Raw genomic sequence first — 23,069 nt, forward strand, 5'->3', positions numbered from 1 at the left:
TGGGCACATACGGCACCCGTGCCGTCACCCAGACGACAGGAGGTTCGTCATGGCCAACTCGTCCGCAGCCGCCGCCCACCGGCGCCGCGCCACCGGCCCTGCCCCCTCACTGACCGGCCCGGCGAGCGACGTCCACCCCGTGCTCCGCCGGGCCACGGCCCCGCCCGCCGCCCTCGATCTGCTCGCCCAGGCCCGTGCCGGACTGGACGAGGCCGCCGTCCTGGAAACACCGAACGAACGCTATGCCACGGCCCACCTCGCCGCCCTGCGCACCGCCGCCGCCGTACTCGCCGCCCGGGGCCGCCCCGAGACCTCCCCGCGCCGCCGGGCCCGGATCCGCAGCGCCTGGGAGGTGCTCCCGGAGATCGCACCCGAGCTGACCGAGTGGAGCGCCCTGTTCGCCGCCGGTGCCGCGCGCCGCGCTCGTGCCGAGGCGGGCATCCAGGGGGCGGCCGGACAGCGGGACGCCGACGACCTCATACGCGACGTGGCGATGTTCGTCCGCATCGTCGAGCGCATGCTGGTCCTCCAGCCGGTCCTGCCCCAGCCCCGCCAGGACACAAGCACCGGCCGGGACCGGCCGGAGACGGGAGGGAGCCTCCCTGACGCGGGCTGACGAGACGCCGCGGCCGTGCCCGGTGCGCCCGGCGGCGGGACCCGTGCGGTCGCGCACGGCCGTGGTGACCATGTGCGGCGCGGAGGCAATAGGGTGGAGGTCGCCTGAAGCGATCCGTGCTGCCGAGGAGTCAACTGCCGTGCCGGACCCGATGCGCCCCCGCGCCTCCCTCCGTACCGCCGTGGTCTGGGAGGTCCTGCAGGACGCCCTCGACCGCCGGGTCAAGGCCACGGGCCGGGACTCGCTCGATGTCCTCGACACCGGCGGCGGCAGCGGCAACTTCGCCGTGCCGCTCGCCCGCCTCGGTCACCGCGTCACCGTCGTCGACCCCAGCCCCAACGCGCTGTTCGCGCTGGAGCGCCGGGCCGCCGAGGCCGGCGTCGCCGAGCGGGTCCGGGGCGTCCAGGGCGACGCGCACGGCCTGTTCGACGTGGTCGAGCGCGGCGGCTACGACGCCGTCCTGTGCCACGGCGTCCTGGAGTACGTGGACGACCCGGCCGAGGGCGTCCGCAACGCGGTCGCCGCGCTGCGCGCCGAAGGCGTCGTCAGCCTCCTCGCGGCCGGCCTCGGCGGAGCCGTGCTCGCCCGCGCCCTCGCCGGCCACTTCACCGAGGCCCGGCAAGCGCTGAAGGACCCCGACGGCCGCTGGGGTACCGGCGACCCGATGCCCCGCCGGTTCACCGCCGAGCAGCTCACCGCGCTGGCCGAGGGCGCAGGCCTGCGGGTCGGCGCGGTGCACGGCGTGCGCGTCTTCGCCGACCTCGTGCCCGGCGTCCTCGTGGACACCGAACCCGGTGCCCTCGACGCGCTGCTGAAGCTGGAGGCCGCGGCGGCCGAGTTGCCCGCGTTCCACTCCGTGGCCACCCAGTTGCACGTGCTCGGCGAGACGTCGGGTGCCGCAGAGGCCTGAGCGCACCGCCGTGATCGGTCGCTGATCAGGGCCTTGGCCGCACATGGAGTAGGACACAAGCCCCCCGAACGAGGGGTTTGCGCCGTATGATCGAGGTACACCGCCCGGCATGACGGGTCGGCCGCCGGGGAATGCAAGCCTCAGCGAGCCGGACGACCATGACGGACTCCGGTTGGCCAATTGGCGCAGAGGGGCGGGTTTCACGGGGGCGATTCCCTGCCTATCCTGAAGGGACCCCCCGGGTCGCCCCGGCGACTGCACGATGAGGAGGACTCCGTGCCGCTCTCGGAGCACGAGCAGCGCATGCTCGAGCAGATGGAGCGAGCGCTGTACGCCGAAGATCCCAAGTTCGCGTCGGCGCTTGAGGGAAGCGGACTGCGTACGTACACCCGGCGGCGGGTCTACCAGGCGGTCGCAGGCTTCCTCGTGGGTATCGCGCTCCTCATGGCCGGAATGGTCGCACAGCTGATCTGGGTCAGCGTGGTGGGTTTCCTCGTCATGCTGGGCTGCGCCGTACTCGCCGTGACCGGCTGGCGCAAAGCCCCCAAACCGGGTGAGCAGCCCCAGGGCGCCGCTCGGCGCCAGGCACGGCCCAAGCGCTCCATGATGGACCGGATCGAGCAGCGCTGGCAGCGCCGCCGGGACGAACAGGGTCACTGACCCGGCCCGTGGCTCCGGCCACGACAGACATGTACAGACAAGTGTGAGGGGCGGCCACCGGATGGTGGCCGCCCCTCACACATGCCTTCAGCCCCGCTGTCCTCAGGTCCTGCGCAGCGTCGGCCGGGCCGCCGCGGCCCGGGCCGCGAGCGCCGACCAGCGGGCCGAAACCGCCCAGAGCACGCGTACGGCCGAGCGCGGCAGGAACAGCGCCCGTAGCCGCGTCCCGGTGCCGACCGTGGCACGCAGCGCCTCGATCACCCGGCGCACGTCCTCGGCCGCGCCCGCCGCCGGCAGCGGTCGGGGCGAGTACAGCACCTGCTCCACCGAGTCCGCCACCCGGTGCACGGCAGCTCCGGCCACCGGGTCGAGATGCCCCAGCCGGACGATCCGGTCGGCCGCCTTGCGCGGGGTCAGCGACTCGTCGGGCGGGATGCCGTGGTCCCAGGCGGTGTCCGTCAGTTCCTGCCAGGCGGCCAGGGTGTGCGCCGCCACGCCCTGCGCGGTCCGCGCGTGTCCGCCCAGCCGGCGCCCGCGCACCTCCTGCCGCCACAGCATCGGCGACAGCGGCACCGCCACGGCGACCAGCGCGCCCAGCCCGATCAGCAGCCACCACCACGGGCCGCTGCCTTCGTCCTCGTGCTGCGGGACCGCCGCTGCGGACTGGCTGCCGCACGCCTCCAGCCTGCGCAGCTCGCCGGCGCAGCTCTCGCTGGGCGAGGCGGCCGCCGAGGGCGCCGACGAGCTGCCCTTGGACGGCAGGGTCTCCGCCGGCAGCGAGGATCCGGGCGTGTCCGACTGGGTGTACGGCGGGGTGGTGCCGCGCGTCGGGGTCGGCTCGAAGCGGGTCCAGCCGACGCCCTCGAAGTACAGCTCGGGCCAGGCGTGCGCGTCCTTCTGGTTCACCGCGACCGAGCCGTCGGCCTGCGGGGTGCCGGGTGCGAAGCCCACCGCGACCCGGGCCGGAATGCCGAGGGTGCGGGCCATCGCCGCCATCGCGAAGGAGAAGTGGACGCAGAAGCCCTCCTTCTTCTTCAGGAAGTTCGCTATGGCCCCCGGACCGCGACCGACCTCCACCTGCGTGTCGTACTGGAAGCCACCGTTGACCGAGAACCAGTCCTGGAGCTTGACGGCCTCCTCGTAGTGGCTTTTCGCCCCCGAGGTGACTTCCCCGGCGGTCCGGGCCACCACCTTCGGCAGCGAGGACGGCACCTTGGTGTACTCGCGCCTCAGGGCGGCCGGCGGCTCCGGCGCGGCAGCCAGCTGCCGCGCGGTCGGCTCCACGTCCAGGCTCGTCACCTGGTAGGTCTCGCCACGTGTCGTCTGCCCGTGGTCACCGACGAGGGTCATGCCGACGGGCTCGTACCGCCACCGGCCGCTGATCCTCACACCGCTCGGCGGATACGGCATCGGCAGCCAGTCCTGGGCGTACGTGTCCGCCGCCGTGACCACCGTGCGCACCTTGCTGCGCTTGACGTCCGTGCCCAGGCCGACGGGCGTGGGGAGGGTGTCCGGCACGCCGACGATGTGCCGCTGGGCCGGCTTCCAGGTGGTGCCGTCGAACTCGTCCAGCGAGACGATCCGCAGGTACAGGTCGGCGAGGTCGTTCGTGCTGGTCCGCAGGGACAGCACCTGGCGGTCGTCGTCCGTGTTCAGGTTGTCGCGCAGCGACACCAGCGGATTGACCGCCGAGATCGTGCCCCCGCTGCCGTTGCCCGCGCCCGCCCCGGTGCCGGCAGTGTCCAGCAGGCCGCCGTGCAGCCCGGGCAGGGTGAGCGGCACGACCAGGGCCACGCCGAGCGCGACCGCGCCGATCCGGCGGCCGGTGCGCACCGGCGCCACGACGCCCGCTTCCGGGGCACCCGGGGTGCGGGGCGCCCCGCCGAAGACCCGGCCCCACTGCGCGAGCCGCTCCCGGCCCTCGGCGAGCAGCAGCATCAGATAGCCGGCCGCCGCCACCAGGAACCACAGCCAGTCCGCGCCGCCGTCCGACAGGCCCGCCGCCACCGAGTACAGCGCGAGCAGCGGCAGTCCGGCCGGGGCCGCGCTGCGGAACGTCACGGCGAGCGTGTCCACCAGCAGCCCGATCACCAGCGCGCCACCGATCAGCAGCAGTTCGATGCCGTCGGTCAGCGGTGCCGGTATCGCGTACCGGCTGACGTCGTCGGAGCCCTGCTGGAGCAGATCGGCGAAGTGGCGCAGGGCGTCGGGGCCCGGGACGAGTCCGAAGAACGCGTGCTGCCGGGCGAACACCAAGGTGAGCAGCAGCAGGGTGGCCAGAGCCTGCGCCGCCACCGTCAGCGGCCGGCCCAGCGGCACCCGGCGGGCCGCCATGCCTACCCCGGTCTGCACGGCCACCAGCGGCACCAGCAGCAGCAGCCAGGTCGGCTCGGCGACCAGGGGCAGCAGCGCGCACGAGGTCATCAGCGTGGCCGCCGCCGCACAGAGCGCCAGTCGCGCCCGCCCGCTCATGCCCGCACCTCCCCGCTCACGGCGGTCAGCCCGGAGCGTTCCCGGTCCGCCTGCCGCCACAGTTCGTCCAACGAGGCGCCGCGCGGCACGCTCAGCGCCGTCCAGCCCGCCTCCCGCAGCCGCCGCAGCCGCTCCGCGTGCCGGTCGCCGGGCCGCGGCACGTCCGTCGCCTCCCGGGTCCAGATGCCGGGGTCCAGCAGGAAGGCGACGGCGCCTCCGCTGCGCCGGCTCATCTTGGCGACCGTCGTGGCCTGCTCCTCGTCCAGGTCGCCGAGGAAGGCGATCAGCAGCCCCTCGTTGCCGCCGCGCAGCACGTCGTACGCGCGGGACAGGCCGGAGCCGTCGGAGTAGTCGATCACCGCGAGGGTGTCCATCATCAGCCCGGCCGCGTCCGCGGTCTCCTGGCCGGTGCCCGCGAAACCGTCACCGCCCTCGCCCGGCACCGCACTGCCGCTGTCGGTCAGCAGCCGTACCGAGAAGCCCCGTTCGAGCATGTGCACCAGCGCCGAGGCGGCACCGGAGACGGCCCACTCGAAGGCCGAGTCGGGGCCCGCGCCCTCGTAGGCGCCGCCCCGGGTGTCGAGGAGGACGGTGCACCGCGAACGCCGGGGCTGCTCCTCGCGGCGCACCATCAGTTCGCCGTAGCGGGCGGTGGAGCGCCAGTGCACCCGGCGCAGGTCGTCGCCGTAGCGGTAGCCGCGCGGGATCACGTCGTCCTCGCCCGCCAGGGCCAGCGACCGCTGCCGCCCGTCGCCGTAGCCCTTGGCCTCGCCGCTGAACCGGACCGGGGCCAGCGCCTCCACGCGCGGGATGACCGTCAGGGTGTCGTACGTCGAGAAGGACCGGGTCAGTTCGCACAGCCCGAACGGGTCCGTGAGCCGCAGTTGCAGCGGGCCCAGCGGATAGCGGCCGCGCAGGTCGGAGCGGACCCGGTAGGACACCTCGCGCCGGCCGCCCGGTTCCACGCGGTCCAGCACGAAGCGCGGCCGGGGGCCGAGGACGTAGGGCACCCGGTCCTGGAGCATGAGCAGGCCGGTGGGCAGCCGGGAGACGTTGTCCATGCGCAGGTGCACCCGGGCCTCGCTGCCGGCCGGCACGCGCGCGGGGGACAGGCGGCGGCCGGCCGACACCCGGTAGCGGGTGCGGTACAGCACGGCCGCACAGATCAGGGGCAGCACGGCCAGCAGCAGGCCGACGCGCAGCAGGTCGCTCTGGCCCAGAACGAACGCGCAGACCGCGGCGGCGACACCGGCCGCCAGGAAGGAGCGGCCGCGGGTGGTGAGACCGGCCAGGGCCGTGCGGATCCCGCTCTTCTCGCCGCGGTCGGCCTCCGCCGGTCCGTCCCCCCCGGCACTCATCACAGACTCCGTGGGGGCTGCTGGGGATAGGCCGGGATGTTGCGGCCCAGACCGCCGAAGCCGCTCTGCTGCCCGGGCACCGCGGGCACCGGGGTGTGCTGGAGGATCTCCAGCACCACCTGCTCGGCGGTACGCCGGTTCAGCTGGGCCTGGGCGGTGGGCAGCAGGCGGTGGGCGAGGACGGCGGAGGCGAGTGCCTGGACGTCGTCGGGCAGCGCGTAGTCCCGGCCGGCGAGGGCCGCGGACGCCTTCGCCGCGCGCAGCAGGTGCAGCGTCGCACGGGGGGAGGCGCCGAGTCTGAGGTCGGGGTGCGTGCGCGTGGCGGCGACCAGCTCGACCGCGTAGCGCCGGACCGACTCGGAGACGTGCACCCCGCGCACGGCCTCGATCAGCTTCACGATCTCGTGGGCGTGCGCCACCGGCTGGAGGTCCTCCAGCGGGCTGACCCCGCCGTGGACGTCGAGCATCTGCAACTCGGCCTCCACGCTCGGATAGCCGACCGAGACGCGGGCCATGAAGCGGTCGCGCTGGGCCTCGGGCAGCGGATAGGTGCCCTCCATCTCGACCGGGTTCTGGGTGGCCACCACCATGAAGGGGCTGGGCAGTTCGTACGTCTGCCCGTCGATGGTGACCTGCCGCTCCTCCATGGACTCCAGCAGTGCCGACTGGGTCTTCGGCGAGGCGCGGTTGATCTCGTCGCCGATCACGATCTGCGCGAAGATGGCGCCCGGCTTGAACTCGAAGTCGCGGCGCTGCTGGTCCCAGATCGACACACCGGTGATGTCGGAGGGCAGCAGGTCCGGCGTGAACTGGATGCGCCGCACCGAGCAGTCGATGGACCGCGCCAGCGCCTTGGCGAGCATCGTCTTGCCGACTCCGGGGACGTCCTCGATCAGCAGGTGGCCCTCGGCGAGCAGCACGGTCAGCGCCAGTCGTACGACCTCGGGCTTGCCCTCGATCACGCCTTCCACCGACCCGCGCACGCGCTCCACCGTGGCGGTCAGATCATCCCCCACCCTCGAACTCACTCGGGTGGGGGTGCCCCCACGGCTCGCCCGGTCGTCATAGGTCGTCACCCGGCCCTCCTCGGCCCGTCCATCCGGGCCGACGCTCTCGGTGCGAAACCGGCCCACCCCAAAACACGGACACCACGCGGGAAAAGTTCCGCGTGACGCCACACTCCCGCATTCTTGCTGCCGTTACCGATTCGTGTCACTCGCCTGTGGACAACTGCCCGCACGATGTCGGTCTTACGGCTTTTTCGACCGAATTTTCGATACGGTAACGGCGGGATGTGTTCCGGGGCGGGCGGCCGGAGCCCGGCTCAGGCCGGGGCGAACTCAGGCCGGGTCGACCTCGCGCAGCAGACCGGTGCGCACGTCGAAGACGAACCCGCGGACGTCGTCGGTGTGCAGCAGGAACGGCGAGGTGCGCACCCGCTGTATGGACTGGCGCACGTCCTGGTCCACGTCCCGGAAGGACTCCACCGCCCAGGCCGGGCGCTGGCCGACCTCCATTTCCAGCTCGGTGCGGAACTCCTCGGTGAGCGACTCCAGACCGCAGCCGGTGTGATGGATGAGCACGACGCTGCGGGTGCCGAGCTTGCGCTGGCTGATGGTCAGGGACCGGATGACGTCGTCCGTCACCACGCCGCCGGCGTTGCGGATCGTGTGGCAGTCGCCGAGCTGCAGCCCGAGGGCCTTGTGCAGATCGAGACGGGCGTCCATGCACGCCACCACGGCGACGTGGAGAACGGGACTGGCGTCCATGCCGGGGTCGGTGAAGGCCTCGGCGTAGCGCGTGTTGGCCTCTACGAGGCGGTCGGTCACGGTGTCGCCAGTCGCTATGGCGCCTTCGGATCCAGTGGGCACTGCTGCAGAAGTCGTCATGCCGATGACGTTACTGGTCGGGTTCCGGTCCGGCCTGCCGTGAGAAGGGACAAAGAACGCCATCACGGGTTGTTGTGAGCTAACCCACACGGACCGCATACCTACACCGGACGGATGAATCCCGTGGAATCACCGTTCCCGCCCCGCCCGGCTGCGCGACGCGCAGGCCGGTTGATTGACCGCGAGACAGGGTGGACTAAAGTGGCGCGAAGCGGGAGGCGTGGCTCTTCCTGCTGGTGAAACCCCCGGAGACCCCGGCACACGCCCGGACCGTCTCCCCACGTGCGCGGCGCGTACGTACGGCTCGGCCTCCTCCCGCTCCCGGTCGGCTGACGCTTCCGGCGCCGGCAGGCCACCCCTTCGTGAGCTGGCGGGGACCCGTGGCGGTGCGTATCCTGCGCCGGATCCTGAGAGGCCCCCTTGAGCCAGAGTCGACACGTCCCGGTGATGCTCCAGCGGTGCCTGGATCTGCTGGCACCCGCCCTGGAGCGGCCGGGAGCGCTGGTCGTCGACTGCACCCTCGGCCTCGGCGGCCACAGCGAGGCACTCCTGACCCGGTTCCCCGAGGCGCGCCTGATCGCCCTCGACCGGGACAAGGAGGCACTGCGCCTGTCGGGCGAGCGGCTGGAACCGTACAAGGACCGCGCCACCCTCGTGCACGCCGTGTACGACGAGCTGCCCGAGGTGCTCGGCCGGCTCCGCATCCCGCGTGTGCAGGGTGTGCTGTTCGACCTCGGCGTCTCCTCCATGCAGCTCGACGAGGCCGACCGCGGCTTCGCCTACGCCCAGGACGCGCCCCTGGACATGCGCATGGACCAGACGACCGGCATCAGCGCCGCCGAGGTCCTCAACACCTATCCGGCGGGCGAACTCGTGCGCATCCTGCGGGCGTACGGCGAGGAGAAGCAGGCCAAGCGGATCGTCTCCGCGATCGTGCGCGAGCGCGAGAAGGAGCCCTTCACCAACAGCGCCCGGCTCGTGGCGCTGATCCGCGACGCCCTGCCGCAGGCCGCCAAGCGCACCGGCGGCAACCCGGCCAAGCGCACCTTCCAGGCGCTGCGCATCGAGGTCAACGGTGAACTGTCCGTCCTGGAGCGGGCGATCCCGGCGGCCGTGAAGGCGCTGGACGTCGGCGGACGGATCGCCGTGCTGTCGTACCACTCGCTCGAGGACCGGCTCGTCAAGCAGGTGTTCGCGGCCGGAGCCGCCTCCACGGCGCCGCCCGGGCTGCCGGTCGTGCCCGAGCGGTACCAGCCGCGGCTCAAGCTGCTCACCCGCGGTGCCGAACTTCCCACCGAGGAAGAGATCGCCGAGAACCGCCGGGCCGCGCCGGCCAGGTTGCGGGGAGCCGAGCGCATCAGGGAGGACGTCGAGTGAGCCGGACGGGTCGGATCGGTTCCTCCGAGCACGGGGGAACGGGGGAGCGGTGAGCAGGAAACCGCAGCTGAAGGGGAGGGCCGCGCGACTCGCCCGGCTCTTCCCGGCCGGCCGTGCCCGGGCGGCCCGCACCCCGTTCGTGCTCCTCGTCGTCCTGCTCCTCGGCGGCGGCCTCATCGGGCTGCTGGTGCTGAACTCCGCGCTCAGCGAGGGCTCGTTCAAACTCGCCGACCTGCAGAAACGGACGAAGAACCTCACCGACGAGGAACAGGCCCTGCAACGGGACATCGACGGCTACTCGTCCCCCGACGCCCTCCAGCGCCGCGCCCGTGAACTCGGCATGGTCCCCGGCGGCGACCCGGCCTTCCTCGGCCCCGACGGCACCGTCAAGGGCGTCCCCGGCGTCGCCCCCGAGCCCGCGGCCCTCTCCGGCCCGGCCGCCCCCGAGGCGATGGACCCGGCCGCCGGCCCGTCCGCCGCCCCGGCCGCCGGCACGACGCCCGGCACCACACCGCCCCAGCCCCAGGCGAGCCCCACCGCCGCCGCCCCGGCACAGCCCCGGGCGAGCCTCACCGCCGCCGCCCCGGCGGCCGTGCCGCCCGCCACGCCCCAGCCCGCCTCCACCCCGACCCCCGGCAGGTGACGGAAGTGACCGACAGGGAACCGCCGCGCCGCCGTGTGCCCGCGCCCGCCAAGCCTCCCCGGCCGCGGGGCGCGGTGCGGCGGCAGTCCGGGCCCGGTGCCCGTCCGGCCCGACGGCCGGGCGGGGCCCGGCCCATGCCTCCGCCCCCGCTCCGGCTCGGCAGCCCGCGGCCCCGGCTCCGCCTGGTCAGCCTCGGCCTGACCCTGGTCCTGCTCGCCTTCGTGGTACGCCTGCTCCAGGTGCAGGCCGTCGACGCGAGCGCCTACGCGGCCCGGGCCGAGCAGAACCGCTACGTGGTGCACACCCTGACCGCCGAACGCGGCGGGATCACCGACCGCAACGGCGTCGCCCTCGCCATCAGCGAGGACGCCTACGACATCACGGCCGACCCGTCGATGTTCAGCCGCCAGCAGCTGAAGATCGACGACGGCCCGGAGCAGGCCGCCGCGCTGCTCGCCCCGATCCTCGGCCAGGACCAGGCCACGATCGTCAGGAAGCTGCGGCCCGAGAACAGGAACTCCCGCTACACCCGGCTCGCCGCGCGGCAGACCCCGCAGGTCTGGAAGCAGATCAAGGACCTGAAGACCGCGCTCACCCACAAGGCCGACACCGACCACACCACCGTCAACGTGCTGTCCGGCGTCTTCGCGGACCCCAGCAGCCAGCGCGTGTACCCGAACGGCGACCTCGCCGCCGGGATACTGGGCTGGGTCAACGCGGACGGCCAGGGCGGCGGCGGTGTCGAGCAGGCGCTGGACAAGCAGCTGTCGGGCAAGGACGGCAAGATCCGCTACGCCCAGTCCGGCGGCCGTGAGGTGCCCACGGCAGGGTCCACCGAGACGCCCGCCGAGCCCGGTGCCGACGTCGAGCTGACCATCGACCGCGACATCCAGTGGGCCGCCCAGAACGCCATCACCGAGCAGGTCAGGAAGTCCAAGGCGGACCGCGGTTACGTCATCGTCCAGGACACCCGGACCGGACAGATCCTGGCCATGGCCAACTCGCCCGGCTTCGACCCGAACGACCTGTCGAAGGCCGACGGCGACGCCATGGGCAACGCCGCCCTCCAGGACGCCTACGAGCCCGGCTCCACGGCGAAGGTGATGTCCATGGCCGCCGTGCTGGAGCGTAACGTGGCGACCCCGCTGACCCACGTCGTCGTACCCAACCGGCTGCACCGCGGCGACCGGCTCTTCCAGGACGACATCGACCACCCCACCTGGAACCTCACGCTCAACGGGGTGCTCGCCAAGTCCAGCAACATCGGCACCATCCTGGCCACCGGGGAACTCGGCAGGACCCAGCCCGAGGCCAACCGGATCCTCCACTCGTACCTGCGCAAGTTCGGCATCGGCAGCTACACCGGGCTCGGCTTCCCCGGCGAGACCCGTGGCATCCTCGCCCCGCCGCAGAAGTGGTCCACCTCGCAGCAGTACACGATCCCTTTCGGCCAGGGCTTCTCCATCAACGCCATGCAGGCCGCCTCCGTGTACTCGACCATCGCCAACGGCGGCGTCCGGGTCGAGCCGAGCCTGGTGCGCGGCACCAAGGGCGCCGACGGGCGCTTCACCCCGGTGCCGAAGGCCGGGCGGACACGGGTGGTCAGCGAGAAGACCGCCACCGCCCTCGCCCGGATGCTGGAGTCCGTCGTGGACGACGAGCAGGGCACCGGAGTCAAGGCCCGCATCCCGGGGTACCGGGTCGCGGGCAAGACCGGCACGGCCAACCGCGTGGATCCGGCCACCGGCCGCTACCGCGGCTACACCTCGTCGTTCGCCGGTTTCGCCCCCGCGGACAAGCCCCGTGTCACCGTCTACTGCGCCATCCAGAACGCTACCTCCGGCAGCTACTTCGGCGGCCAGATCTGCGGTCCCATCTACAAGCAGGTGATGGAGTTCGCCCTGAAGACCCTCCAGATCCCGCCGACCGGGGCGAAGCCCGCGAACCTGCCCGTCGACTACAAGCCCTGACCGGCCCGAAAGACCCAGGAACGAACCCGTGACAACGATCACCCCGAACCCCGGGAACCAGGGTCCCGCGAGCCCCTCGCTTCGCTCCGGAGCGGGTGCGCCCGGTACGCTCACCGCCGTGCCACACGCTGATCAGTCCCAAACCACCCCGAAGGGCGCTTCCGTGACATATCCGGGACCGCCGCGACCGGTTCAGGTCTCCGCCACACCCCTCGCGGAACTCGCCGATCAGCTGGGTGCCGCCGCTCCGGCCGGCTCCGCCGAGGTCACGGGGATCACCCACGACTCGCGCGCCGTCCGCCCCGGCGACCTGTACGCCGCCCTGCCGGGCGCCCGCCTGCACGGCGCCGACTTCGTCACCCAGGCCGCCGGCCTCGGCGCGGTCGCCGTGCTCACCGACCCGAGCGGTGCCGAGCGCGCCGCCGCGACCGGTCTGCCCGTGCTGGTCGTGGACGACCCGCGCGCGCGGATGGGCGAACTGGCGGCGACGATCTACGGCCGGCCCGGCCGTGAACTGCTCCAGATCGGCATCACCGGCACCTCCGGCAAGACCACCACCGCCTACCTGGTCGAGGGCGGCCTGAAGACCGCGCGCGCCACCGGCCTGATCGGCACCGTCGAGATGCGCATCGGCGACGAGCGCATCAAGTCCGAGCGCACCACCCCCGAGGCCACCGACCTCCAGGCACTGTTCGCCGTCATGCGCGAACGCGGCGTGGAGGCGGTCGCCATGGAGGTCTCCAGCCACGCACTGGTCCTCGGCCGGGTCGACGGCTGTGTCTTCGACATCGCCGTCTTCACCAACCTCAGCCCGGAACACATGGAGTTCCACTCCGGCATGGAGGACTACTTCCGGGCCAAGGCACAGCTGTTCACGCCGGAGCGCAGCAGGCTCGGCGTGGTCAACGTCGACGACGAGTACGGCCGCCGGCTCGCGCAGGAGGCGACCGTGCCGGTCGTCACCTTCTCCGCCGAGGGCCACCCCGACGCCGACTGGCGCGCCGAGGACGTCCAGGTCGGGCCGATGGACTCGACGTTCACCGTGCTCGGTCCGAACGGCGAGCGCGTGCACGCCAAGTCACCGCTGCCCGGACCGTTCAACGTGGCGAACACCCTCGCCGCCGTCGTCGCCCTCGCCGTGGCCGGCCTCGACCCGCAGGCCGCCGCCGACGGCGTCGCCGCCGTACCCGGCGTGCCCGGCCGACTGGAGCGCGTGGACGCCGGCCAGCCCTACCTGGCGGTCGTCGACTACGCCCACAAGACCGACGCGGTCGAGTCGGTGCTCAAGGCGCTGCGCAAGGTCACCAAGGGCCGGCTGCACGTCGTCCTGGGCTGCGGCGGCGACCGCGACCGGACCAAGCGCGCCCCGATGGGCGCCGCCGCGGCCCGGCTCTCCGACACGGCCGTGCTGACCTCCGACAACCCCCGCTCCGAGGACCCCCTCGCGATCCTCGCGACCATGCTCCAGGGCGCGGCCTCCGTGCCCGCGCACGAGCGCGGCGAGGTGCTCCTCTTCGAGGACCGGGCCGCCGCCATCGCCGCCGCCGTGGGCCGCGCCCAGGCCGGCGACACCGTGCTGGTCGCGGGCAAGGGTCACGAGCAGGGCCAGGACATCGCCGGTGTGGTCCGTCCCTTCGACGACCGCCAGGTGCTTCGCGAAGCTATCCAGAAGACCCAGGGATGAACTTGTGATCGCCCTCTCCCTCGCCGAGATCGCAGCAGTCGTCGGCGGGCAGACGCACGACATACCGGATCCGTCCGCGCAGGTGACGGGCCCGGTGGTCCGGGACTCCCGTGAGGTGGAGCCCGGCAGCCTGTTCGCCGCCTTCGTCGGCGAGCGCGTGGACGGCCACGACTACGCACCGCAGGTCGTCGAGGCCGGCGCGGTCGCCGTGCTGGCGTCCCGCCCGGTCGGCGTCCCCGCGATCGTGGTGGACGACGTACAGACCGCCCTCGGCGCCCTCGCCCGGCACGTCGTACGCCGGCTCGGAGCGACCCTCGTCGCCCTGACCGGCTCGGCCGGCAAGACCAGTACCAAGGACCTCATCGCCCAGGTGCTCCGGCGCAAGGCGCCGACCGTGTTCACGCCCGGCTCGCTCAACAACGAGATCGGGCTGCCGCTGACCGCCCTGTCCGCCACGGAGGAGACGCGTTTCCTCGTGCTGGAGATGGGCGCCCGCGGCATCGGCCACATCCGCTACCTCACCGAGCTGACCCCGCCGCGGATCGGCCTCGTCCTCAACGTCGGCACCGCCCACATCGGCGAGTTCGGCGGGCGCGAGCAGATCGCCCAGGCCAAGGGCGAACTCGTCGAGGCCCTGCCGGCCGCGGACGAGGGCGGCGCCGCGATCCTCAACGCCGACGACCCGCTGGTCCGGGCCATGGCCTCCCGTACCAAGGCGAAGGTGGTCCTTTTCGGAGAGTCGGCCGAAGCGGACGTACGCGCCGAGAACGTGCGACTCACGGACAGCGGACAGCCCGCCTTCAGGCTTCACACACCCTCCGGTGCAAGCGATGTGACCATGCGCCTGTACGGTGAGCACCACGTGTCGAACGCGCTCGCCGCGGCCGCCGTCGCCCATGAGCTGGGCATGTCCGCGGAAGAGATCGCCCTCGCGCTCTCCGAGGCGGGCTCCCTCTCCCGCTGGCGCATGGAGGTCACCGAGCGCCCGGACGGCGTGACCATCGTCAACGACGCCTACAACGCCAACCCCGAGTCCATGCGGGCCGCCCTCCGGGCGCTCGCGGCCATGGGCAAGGGGCGCCGCACGTGGGCGGTGCTCGGCAAGATGGCCGAGCTGGGGGACGAGGCGCTCGCCGAGCACGACGCCGTCGGACGGCTCGCCGTCCGGCTCAACGTCAGCAAGCTCGTCGCCGTCGGGGGGATTGAGGCCTCCTGGCTGCAACTGGGCGCATATAACGAGGGTTCGTGGGGTGAGGAGTCGGTGCACGTGTCCGACGCACAGGCGGCGATCGACCTGTTGCGCAGCGAGTTGCGCCCGGGGGACGTCGTACTCGTGAAGGCGTCCCGTTCGGTGGGGCTCGAGAGCGTTGCCCAGGCGCTCGTCGAGGCCGGTGCCGGGCGTGGGGTTGATGCCCGATGATGAAGCAGATCCTGTTCTCGGGCGTCATCGGTCTCTTCCTGACGCTGATCGGCACCCCGCTGCTGATCAAGCTTCTCGCCCGCAAGGGCTACGGCCAGTACATCCGGGACGACGGCCCGCGCGAGCACGCCAGCAAGCGCGGTACGCCGACCATGGGCGGTATCGCCTTCATCCTGGCGACGATCGCCGCGTACTTCCTGTCCAAGGTGATCACCGGCCAGACGCCGACCTACTCGGGCCTGCTGGTCCTCGGCCTGATGTTCGGCATGGGCCTGGTCGGCTTCCTCGACGACTACATCAAGATCGTCAAGCGGCGTTCGCTGGGTCTGCGGGCCAAGGCCAAGATGGCCGGCCAGCTGATCGTCGGCATCGCCTTCGCGGTGCTGTCGCTGCAGTTCTCCGACGCGCGCGGCAACACCCCGGCGTCCACGAAGCTGTCGTTCATCACGGACTTCGGCTGGTCGATCGGCCCGGTGCTGTTCGTCGTCTGGGCGCTGTTCATGATCCTCGCCATGTCCAACGGCGTGAACCTGACCGACGGTCTGGACGGCCTCGCCACCGGCGCCTCGGTCCTCGTCTTCGGCGCCTACACCTTCATCGGCGTCTGGCAGTTCCAGGAGTCCTGCGCCAACGCGCAGACCCTCACCAACCCGGGCGCCTGCTACGAGGTGCGCGACCCGCTGGACCTCGCCGTGGTCGCCTCCGCACTGATGGGCGCCTGCCTCGGCTTCCTGTGGTGGAACACCTCGCCGGCGAAGATCTTCATGGGTGACACCGGTTCCCTGGCGCTCGGCGGTGTCCTCACGGGTCTGGCCATCCTCTCCCGCACGGAGCTGCTGGTGGCCATCATGGGCGGCCTGTTCGTCCTCATCACCATGTCGGTCGTCATCCAGGTCGGCTCCTTCCGGCTCACCGGCAAGCGGGTCTTCCGGATGGCACCGCTCCAGCACCACTTCGAACTCAAGGGCTGGTCCGAGGTCCTGGTCGTGGTCCGCTTCTGGATCATCCAGGGCATCTGTGTGATCGTCGGACTGGGACTCTTCTACGCAGGATGGGCAGCGGACAAGTGACCTCCTTGGTGCCTTCTGAATTCCAGGGCAAGCACGTCACCGTCGCCGGGCTCGGCGTCTCCGGCGTCCCGGCGGCGAAAGTGCTGCACGCGCGCGGGGCGATCGTCACGGTCGTCAACGACGGCGACGACGCACGCGCGCGTGAGCAGGCCGCGGAGCTGGAGGCGCTCGGCATCACCGTGCGCCTGGGCGACGGGGCGACCCTGCCGGAGGGCACCGAGCTGATCGTCACCGCGCCCGGCTGGAAGCCCGACAAGCCCCTGTTCCTCGCCGCCGACAAGGCCGGTGTGCCGGTCTGGGGCGACGTGGAGCTGGCCTGGCGGCTGCGGGGCCCCGGCGCGGCCCCCTGGCTGGCCGTGACGGGCACCAACGGCAAGACCACGACCGTCCAGATGCTCGCCTCCATCCTGCGGGCGGCGGGCCTGCGCACGGCCGCCGTCGGCAACATCGGCGTCTCCCTGCTGGACGTGGTCCTCGGCGAGGAGCAGTACGACGTGCTCGCCGTGGAACTGTCCAGTTACCAGCTCCACTGGGCGCCCTCCCTGCGCGCCCACTCGGCGGCCGTGCTCAACCTGGCCCCCGACCACCTCGACTGGCACGGCTCCATGGAGGCGTACGCCCGCGACAAGGGCCGGATCTACGAGGGCAACCGGGTCGCCTGCGTCTACAACGTCGCGGACCAGGCCACCGAGGACCTCGTGCGCGAGGCCGACGTCGAGGAGGGCTGCCGGGCCGTCGGGTTCACGCTGGGCACACCCGGACCCTCCCAACTCGGCGTGGTGGACGGCATCCTGGTCGACCGTGCCTTCGTCGAGAACCGGCAGAAGAACGCGCAGGAGCTGGCCGAGGTCTCCGACGTCGACCCGCCGGCCCCGCACAACATCGCCAACGCCCTCGCCGCCGCGGCGCTCGCGCGCGCCTTCGGGGTGCCCGCCGGTGCCGTACGGGACGGCCTGCGGGCCTTCCGTCCGGACGCCCACCGCATCGCGCACGTCGCCGACATCGACGGCGTCGCGTACGTGGACGACTCCAAGGCGACCAACACCCATGCCGCACAAGCCTCATTGGCGGCATATGAACCGATCGTATGGATCGCGGGCGGTCTGGCGAAGGGCGCGTCCTTCGACGAGCTGGTCGCAAGTTCGGCGAAGCGGCTGCGCGGTGTGGTCCTGATCGGCGCCGATCGCGCCCTGATCCGTGAGGCCCTCACGCGACACGCCCCGGAAGTACCCGTGGTCGACCTCGGCCGGACCGACACTGGGGCGATGCTCCAGGCGGTGACGGAAGCGAAGCGGCTCGCTCAGCCCGGTGACACGGTGCTGCTGGCCCCGGCCTGCGCCTCCATGGACATGTTCACCAACTACAACCAGCGCGGTGACGCGTTCGCGGCGGCGGTCCGCGAACTCGGAGCCTGACCCCGGCCGCCTGCCGGGCGGATCTTGGGAGGGACGCGTGGGACGGTCGACGTTCACCGGAGGCGCCGATGCCCAGTAGCCGTACCGGCCGGCCGCCCGTGCAGCGGGCGTCCCGCCGTCCCGCCCTCTCCCGTCCGCCGCGCGAGAACCCCGTCCAGCGGCTCTACGCGCGTGCGCGCAAGGCCTGGGACCGGCCGCTGACCGCCTACTACCTGATCCTCGGCGGCAGCGTCCTGATCACCGTGCTGGGCCTGGTGATGGTCTACTCGGCCTCCCAGATCACCGCGCTGCAGCTCTCGCTGCCCGGGTCCTACTTCTTCCGCAAGCAGGCCCTGGCCGCGCTCATCGGCGGTGCACTGCTGTTCGTGGCCTCCCGCATGCCGGTGAAGCTGCACCGGGCGCTGGCGTACCCGATCCTGGCCGGCGCCGTCTTCCTCATGGCCCTGGTCCAGGTGCCCGGGATAGGGATGGCGGTCAACGGCAACCAGAACTGGATCTCCCTCGGCGGCTCCTTCCAGATCCAGCCCAGTGAGTTCGGCAAGCTCGCGCTGGTGCTGTGGGGCGCGGACCTGATCGCACGCAAGCAGGAGAAGAAGCTGCTGACCCAGTGGAAGCACATGCTGGTGCCGCTGGTCCCGGTCGCCTTCATGCTGCTCGGGCTGATCATGCTCGGCGGCGACATGGGCACTGCGATCATTCTCACGGCGATCCTGTTCGGCCTGCTGTGGCTCGCGGGGGCGCCGACCCGGCTGTTCGCGGGCGTGTTCTCCATCGCCGCCCTGATCGGTGTGGTCCTGATCAAGACCAGCCCCAACCGGATGGCCCGGCTCGCCTGCATCGGCGCCACCGAGCCCAAGACCGGGGTCGCCGACTGCTGGCAGGCCGTGCACGGCATCTACGCCCTCGCCTCCGGCGGACTCTTCGGCTCCGGGCTCGGCGCGAGTGTGGAAAAATGGGGCCAACTCCCGGAGGCCCACACCGACTTCATCTTCGCCGTCACCGGTGAGGAACTGGGCCTGGCGGGGACGCTGTCGGTGCTCGCCCTGTTCGCGGCTCTAGGCTATGCGGGTATCCGCGTGGCCGGACGCACGGAGGACCCCTTCGTGAGGTATGCCGCGGGAGGCGTGACCACCTGGATCACCGCCCAGGCGGTGATCAACATCGGTGCGGTGCTCGGCCTGCTGCCGATCGCCGGCGTCCCCCTCCCGCTGTTCTCCTACGGAGGGTCCGCCCTGCTGCCGACCATGTTCGCCATCGGGCTGCTGATCGCCTTCGCGCGCGACGAGCCCGCTGCGCGGGCAGCGCTTGCCATGCGGCAACCTCGCTTTGGTAAAAAGCGGGCGGGAGGCTCCGGTGCCGAGCGGGGGCCTCGGAGATGGAACACGATGCGACGGCGTGCCTCGGCGGCGCGTACGTCCGGAGAGCGGTGAATTTCGGTGCATGTCGTACTCGCCGGCGGGGGGACCGCCGGCCACATCGAGCCCGCGCTCGCCCTCGCGGACGCCCTGCGCAGGCAGGACCCGACCGTGGGGATCACGGCCCTGGGCACGGAACGCGGCCTGGAGACGCGGCTCGTCCCGGAGCGCGGCTACGAGCTGGCGCTGATCCCGGCGGTGCCGCTGCCCCGCAAGCCCACACCCGAGCTGATCACCGTCCCGGGCCGGCTGCGCGGCACGATCAAGGCCGCCGAGCAGATCCTGGAGCGCACCAAGGCGGACTGCGTGGTCGGCTTCGGCGGCTACGTCGCCCTGCCCGGCTACCTGGCCGCCAAGCGCCTCGGTGTGCCCATCGTGATCCACGAGGCCAACGCCCGCCCGGGCCTGGCCAACAAGATCGGCTCGCGGTACGCGGCCCGGGTCGCCGTCTCCACCCCGGACAGCAAGCTGCGTGACGCCCGCTACATCGGCATCCCGCTGCGCCGCTCCATCGCGACCCTGGACCGCGCCGCGGCCCGCCCGGAGGCCCGGCACCGCTTCGGTCTCGACCCGAACCTGCCCACGCTGCTCGTCTCCGGCGGCTCGCAGGGCGCCCGCCGGCTGAACGAGGTGGTCCAGCAGGTCGCCCCGTGGCTCCAGCAGGCCGGCATCCAGATCCTGCACGCGGTCGGCCCGAAGAACGAACTGCCGCAGGTGCACCAGATGCCGGGAATGCCGCCCTACATCCCGGTAAGTTACCTGGACCGGATGGACCTCGCGTACGCGGCGGCCGACATGATGCTCTGCCGCGCGGGCGCGATGACCGTCGCCGAACTCTCCGCCGTCGGGCTCCCGGCCGCCTACGTCCCGCTGCCCATCGGCAACGGCGAACAGCGGCTGAACGCCCAGCCGGTGGTGAAGGCCGGCGGCGGACTCCTCGTCGACGACGCGGAGCTGACCCCCGAGTGGGTGCAGCAGAACGTGCTGCCCGTGCTCGCCGACCCGCACCGGCTGTACGAGATGTCCCGCGCGGCAAGCGAGTTCGGCCGCCGGGACGCCGACGACCTGCTCGTCGGCATGGTGTACGAGGCGATCGCCTCGCGCCGATAGGACCGTATGACGAAAGGGCAGTGAGCGTGGCCGGACCGACGACCGCCGAGCGCGGTGAACGCCAGCAGGAGTCGTCCGGCCCGCCGCTCGTCCGCGGACTCAGAAAGCCGCGCCTTCGTACGATCATCGTCCTGGCCGTCGTCGTCTCGCTCCTGGGGGGCGGCGGGACCTGGGTGTTGTACGGCTCGCAGTGGCTGCGCGTCCGGCACGTCTCGGTGTCCGGCGTGCTCGTGCTGACGCCGGCGGAGGTCCGCAAGGCGGCGGCCGTGCCCGTCGGGGCACCCATGATTTCCGTCGACACGGATGCCATCGAGGCCCGTCTTCGCCGGAAATTGCCCCGAATTGACACGGTAGACGTGGTTCGTTCCTGGCCTCAGGGAATCGGCCTGAAAGTGGTCGAGCGCACTCCGGTTCTGCTGGTCCAAAAGGCCCGGAAGTTCACCGAAGTCGATGACGAAGGTGTCCGGTTCGCCACGGTTTCGCAGGCGCCGAAAGGCGTTCCCCTGCTGGAATTGTCCGCTTCCCGCAAGGGTCCGGGTGCGGCCAGCTTCCGGCGCTTCGGCACCGGCCGGCTGGTGCGCGAGGCCGTCCGGGTGGCCGGTGACCTGCCCGCCGCCGTGGCCCAGTCCGCCCGGACCGTCCAAGTGCGCTCCTACGACGCCATCTCGGTGCAGTTGGGCGACGGGCGCACGGTGGCATGGGGAAGCGGCGAGAACGGCGGCGCCAAGGCACGAGCCCTCACGGCTCTCATGAAAGCAGCTCCCCGTGCGCGGCACTTCGATGTCAGTGTGCCCACCGCCCCTGCGTCATCGGGGAGTTGACGCACATCAGCGCAGGCCAGCACCCTGGTTGGGCACTGCTACGGCTGATCACATAGGGTGAAAAGAAAAACGGGAGGTTCGGCGTGTTCGTTGAACGGGCGCCACTTGTCGACTTAGTGTCCTGTTCAGAAGACTCCAGGGAACAGACACACTGGTAACCCTAAACTTCAGGGTTAGGGTTCGGGTCGGCGCTACGGACCGTCCCATTCGGCATCTGTCGTCCCGGTGCGGGGCACCGCACGGCGGCGACAACGTAATTCGAGGCGAGAGGCCTTCGACGTGGCAGCACCGCAGAACTACCTCGCAGTCATCAAGGTCATCGGTGTCGGCGGCGGTGGTGTCAATGCCATCAACCGGATGATCGAGGTCGGTCTCAAGGGCGTCGAGTTCATCGCCATCAACACGGACGCACAGGCGCTGTTGATGAGCGACGCCGACGTGAAGCTCGACGTCGGCCGTGAACTCACCCGCGGACTCGGCGCCGGAGCCAACCCGGCCGTCGGCCGCAAGGCCGCCGAGGACCACCGCGAGGAGATCGAGGAGGTCCTCAAGGGGGCCGACATGGTCTTCGTGACGGCCGGTGAAGGCGGCGGCACCGGCACCGGCGGCGCACCCGTCGTGGCCAACATCGCGCGCTCGCTCGGCGCCCTGACCATCGGCGTGGTCACGCGCCCGTTCACCTTCGAGGGACGGCGCCGCGCGAACCAGGCCGAGGACGGCATCGCCGAACTGCGCGAAGAGGTCGACACCCTCATCGTGATCCCCAACGACCGGCTGCTGTCCATCTCGGACCGCCAGGTCTCGGTCCTGGACGCCTTCAAGTCCGCCGACCAGGTCCTGCTCTCCGGTGTCCAGGGCATCACCGACCTCATCACCACCCCCGGCCTGATCAACCTGGACTTCGCCGACGTCAAGTCGGTCATGTCCGAGGCCGGTTCGGCCCTCATGGGCATCGGCTCGGCCCGCGGCGACGACCGCGCGGTGGCCGCGGCCGAGATGGCGATCTCCTCGCCGCTGCTGGAGGCGTCCATCGACGGCGCCCGGGGCGTGCTGCTCTCCATCTCCGGCGGCTCCGACCTCGGCCTGTTCGAGATCAACGAGGCCGCCCAGCTGGTCAGCGAGGCCGCTCACCCGGAGGCCAACATCATCTTCGGCGCGGTCATCGACGACGCCCTCGGCGACGAGGTCCGCGTCACCGTGATCGCGGCCGGCTTCGACGGCGGCCAGCCGCCGGCCCGCCGGGACAACGTCCTCGGCTCGGCCTCCGGCTCGGCTCCCGCACGCCGCGAGGAGCCCGCCCCGGCCCGGCCGAGCGAGCCCAGCCGTCCGTCCTTCGGCTCGCTGGGCAGCGTCACGCCCAAGGAGGAGCCGGAGGCCGCGCCCGAGCCGGTGGCCGACATCCCGGTCACGCCGCCGGTGGCTCCGGCGCCCCGGACCTACTCGGACAGCGCGGCCGAGGAACTGGACGTTCCGGACTTCCTCAAGTGATAGGACAGCGCGAGAGCGTGAGCGGCGCGCACTTCGCCTTCACCGACCGGTGGGGCGGGGTGAGCGCCGCTCCGTACGAGGAGCTGAACCTCGGCGGCGCCGTCGGCGACGTGCCCGAGACGGTCCGGGCCAACCGGGAGCTGGCGGCCAAGTCGCTCGGCCTGGACCCGGGCCTGGTCGTCTGGATGAACCAGGTGCACGGAGCCGAGGCCGCCGTCGTGGACGGACCCTGGGGCACGGGGGTCCCTCATGAGCGGGGGCAGTCGGTCCCGGAGGTCGACGCGATCGTCACCACCCGGCGCGGACTGGCCCTGGCCGTTCTCACCGCCGACTGCGTGCCGGTGCTGCTGGCCGACCCCGTCGCCGGGGTCGTGGCCGCGGCCCATGCCGGCCGGCCCGGGATGGTCGGGGGAGTCGTCCCGGCCGCCGTGCGGGCCATGACCGGACTCGGCGCCGTACCCGAGCGGATCGTCGTCCGCACCGGACCGGCCGTGTGCGGCCGGTGCTACGAGGTGCCGGAGCAGATGCGGGCCGAGGTGGCGGCGGTCGAGCCGGCGGCGCACGCCGAAACGAGCTGGGGCACGCCGGCGGTCGACGTGAGCGCCGGCGTGCACGCGCAGCTCGACCGGCTCGGGGTGCGCGACCGGGCGCAGTCGCCGGTGTGCACGCTGGAGTCGGCCGACCACTTCTCGTACCGCCGCGACCGCACCACGGGGCGCCTCGCAGGCTATGTCTGGCTGGACTGATGGGG

19 protein-coding genes are annotated in these 23,069 nt (G+C 72.1%); 15 read left to right on the forward strand and 4 right to left on the reverse strand.

Annotation, left to right across the window (positions count from 1 at the left end; genetic code table 11):
• Positions 1-49 precede the first annotated feature (49 nt).
• From JK359_RS22615 to JK359_RS22625, 3 genes are all read left to right on the forward strand, one after another.
• Positions 50-616 (forward strand): SAV_6107 family HEPN domain-containing protein, encoded by a 567-nt coding sequence (locus JK359_RS22615; protein ID WP_201838553.1) that lies wholly within the window; start codon positions 50-52, stop codon positions 614-616.
• 139 nt (positions 617-755) lie between these two features.
• A complete protein-coding gene (locus tag JK359_RS22620; RefSeq protein ID WP_201838555.1) occupies positions 756-1,526 on the forward strand; it encodes a class I SAM-dependent methyltransferase in 771 nt (256 codons plus the stop codon).
• 276 nt (positions 1,527-1,802) lie between these two features.
• Entirely contained in the window at positions 1,803-2,186 is a 384-nt protein-coding gene (locus JK359_RS22625; RefSeq protein ID WP_201838557.1) for an SCO2097 family morphological protein, read from the forward strand.
• Positions 2,187-2,288: 102 nt separating this feature from the next.
• Here the strand turns inward: JK359_RS22625 and JK359_RS22630 are convergent, their stop codons facing one another.
• From JK359_RS22630 to JK359_RS22645, 4 genes are all read right to left on the reverse strand, one after another.
• On the reverse strand, positions 2,289-4,658 hold the full coding sequence (locus JK359_RS22630; protein WP_201838559.1) for a transglutaminase TgpA family protein: 2,370 nt from the start codon (positions 4,656-4,658) through the stop codon (positions 2,289-2,291).
• On the reverse strand, positions 4,655-6,016 hold the full coding sequence (locus JK359_RS22635; RefSeq protein WP_201838561.1) for a DUF58 domain-containing protein: 1,362 nt from the start codon (positions 6,014-6,016) through the stop codon (positions 4,655-4,657). Before JK359_RS22635 ends, JK359_RS22630 begins: the two co-directional genes overlap by 4 nt.
• On the reverse strand, positions 6,016-7,092 hold the full coding sequence (locus JK359_RS22640; RefSeq protein ID WP_372445460.1) for an AAA family ATPase: 1,077 nt from the start codon (positions 7,090-7,092) through the stop codon (positions 6,016-6,018). Before JK359_RS22640 ends, JK359_RS22635 begins: the two co-directional genes overlap by 1 nt.
• Positions 7,093-7,356: 264 nt before the next feature.
• Positions 7,357-7,968, reverse strand: a complete 612-nt coding sequence (locus tag JK359_RS22645; RefSeq protein ID WP_201838563.1) for a beta-class carbonic anhydrase — start codon at positions 7,966-7,968, stop codon at positions 7,357-7,359.
• A gap of 357 nt (positions 7,969-8,325) precedes the next feature.
• On the opposite strand from JK359_RS22645, the gene rsmH reads away from it, so the two are divergent.
• The 12 genes from rsmH to pgeF all read left to right on the forward strand — a co-directional run bounded on the left by rsmH (position 8,326) and on the right by pgeF (position 23,064).
• Positions 8,326-9,282, forward strand: coding sequence for a 16S rRNA (cytosine(1402)-N(4))-methyltransferase RsmH (gene rsmH, locus JK359_RS22650; protein ID WP_201838565.1), 957 nt, complete (start codon positions 8,326-8,328; stop codon positions 9,280-9,282).
• Between the two features lie 49 nt (positions 9,283-9,331).
• On the forward strand, positions 9,332-9,925 hold the full coding sequence (ftsL, locus tag JK359_RS22655) for a cell division protein FtsL (RefSeq protein WP_201838567.1): 594 nt from the start codon (positions 9,332-9,334) through the stop codon (positions 9,923-9,925).
• A 5-nt stretch (positions 9,926-9,930) separates the two neighbouring features.
• Positions 9,931-11,895, forward strand: coding sequence for a peptidoglycan D,D-transpeptidase FtsI family protein (locus JK359_RS22660; RefSeq protein ID WP_307788240.1), 1,965 nt, complete (start codon positions 9,931-9,933; stop codon positions 11,893-11,895).
• 163 nt (positions 11,896-12,058) lie between these two features.
• Positions 12,059-13,579, forward strand: a complete 1,521-nt coding sequence (locus JK359_RS22665) for a UDP-N-acetylmuramoyl-L-alanyl-D-glutamate--2,6-diaminopimelate ligase (protein ID WP_201838571.1) — start codon at positions 12,059-12,061, stop codon at positions 13,577-13,579.
• 4 nt (positions 13,580-13,583) lie between these two features.
• Positions 13,584-14,999: a UDP-N-acetylmuramoyl-tripeptide--D-alanyl-D-alanine ligase gene (locus tag JK359_RS22670; protein ID WP_201838573.1), complete on the forward strand. Its 1,416-nt coding sequence runs from the start codon at positions 13,584-13,586 to the stop codon at positions 14,997-14,999.
• Entirely contained in the window at positions 14,996-16,069 is a 1,074-nt protein-coding gene (gene mraY, locus JK359_RS22675) for a phospho-N-acetylmuramoyl-pentapeptide-transferase (protein WP_201838575.1), read from the forward strand. The genes JK359_RS22670 and mraY overlap by 4 nt, the downstream gene beginning before the upstream one ends.
• On the forward strand, positions 16,051-17,484 hold the full coding sequence (gene murD / locus JK359_RS22680; protein WP_201838577.1) for a UDP-N-acetylmuramoyl-L-alanine--D-glutamate ligase: 1,434 nt from the start codon (positions 16,051-16,053) through the stop codon (positions 17,482-17,484). The genes mraY and murD overlap by 19 nt, the downstream gene beginning before the upstream one ends.
• A 68-nt stretch (positions 17,485-17,552) precedes the next feature.
• Positions 17,553-18,914, forward strand: coding sequence for a putative lipid II flippase FtsW (gene ftsW / locus JK359_RS22685; protein ID WP_201838579.1), 1,362 nt, complete (start codon positions 17,553-17,555; stop codon positions 18,912-18,914).
• 6 nt (positions 18,915-18,920) lie between these two features.
• The gene (murG, locus tag JK359_RS22690) at positions 18,921-20,009 is read left to right on the forward strand and encodes an undecaprenyldiphospho-muramoylpentapeptide beta-N-acetylglucosaminyltransferase (protein WP_201838580.1); all 1,089 of its coding nucleotides are present in this window, start codon (positions 18,921-18,923) and stop codon (positions 20,007-20,009) included.
• A gap of 26 nt (positions 20,010-20,035) precedes the next feature.
• On the forward strand, positions 20,036-20,830 hold the full coding sequence (locus JK359_RS22695; RefSeq protein WP_201838582.1) for a cell division protein FtsQ/DivIB: 795 nt from the start codon (positions 20,036-20,038) through the stop codon (positions 20,828-20,830).
• A gap of 279 nt (positions 20,831-21,109) precedes the next feature.
• Entirely contained in the window at positions 21,110-22,318 is a 1,209-nt protein-coding gene (gene ftsZ, locus JK359_RS22700) for a cell division protein FtsZ (RefSeq protein WP_201838584.1), read from the forward strand.
• Positions 22,315-23,064 (forward strand): peptidoglycan editing factor PgeF, encoded by a 750-nt coding sequence (pgeF, locus tag JK359_RS22705; protein WP_201838592.1) that lies wholly within the window; start codon positions 22,315-22,317, stop codon positions 23,062-23,064. The genes ftsZ and pgeF overlap by 4 nt, the downstream gene beginning before the upstream one ends.
• Positions 23,065-23,069: the final 5 nt, after the last annotated feature.

Origin of the sequence: Streptomyces actinomycinicus (genome assembly GCF_016741775.1) — a bacterium.
GTDB classification, from domain to species: domain Bacteria; phylum Actinomycetota; class Actinomycetes; order Streptomycetales; family Streptomycetaceae; genus Streptomyces; species Streptomyces actinomycinicus.

Bases quoted from the DNA above. Each gene is read 5' to 3' on its own strand.
- JK359_RS22615 (WP_201838553.1), top strand. From the start codon at position 50: ATGGCCAACTCGTCCGCAGCCGCCGCCCACCGGCGCCGCGCCACCGGC.
- murD (WP_201838577.1), top strand. From the start codon at position 16,051: ATGGGCAGCGGACAAGTGACCTCCTTGGTGCCTTCTGAATTCCAGGGC.
- JK359_RS22645 (WP_201838563.1), bottom strand. From the start codon at position 7,968: ATGGCGTTCTTTGTCCCTTCTCACGGCAGGCCGGACCGGAACCCGACC.
- JK359_RS22635 (WP_201838561.1), bottom strand. From the start codon at position 6,016: ATGAGTGCCGGGGGGGACGGACCGGCGGAGGCCGACCGCGGCGAGAAG.
- JK359_RS22630 (WP_201838559.1), bottom strand. From the start codon at position 4,658: ATGAGCGGGCGGGCGCGACTGGCGCTCTGTGCGGCGGCGGCCACGCTG.
- mraY (WP_201838575.1), top strand. From the start codon at position 14,996: ATGATGAAGCAGATCCTGTTCTCGGGCGTCATCGGTCTCTTCCTGACG.
- ftsW (WP_201838579.1), top strand. From the start codon at position 17,553: ATGCCCAGTAGCCGTACCGGCCGGCCGCCCGTGCAGCGGGCGTCCCGC.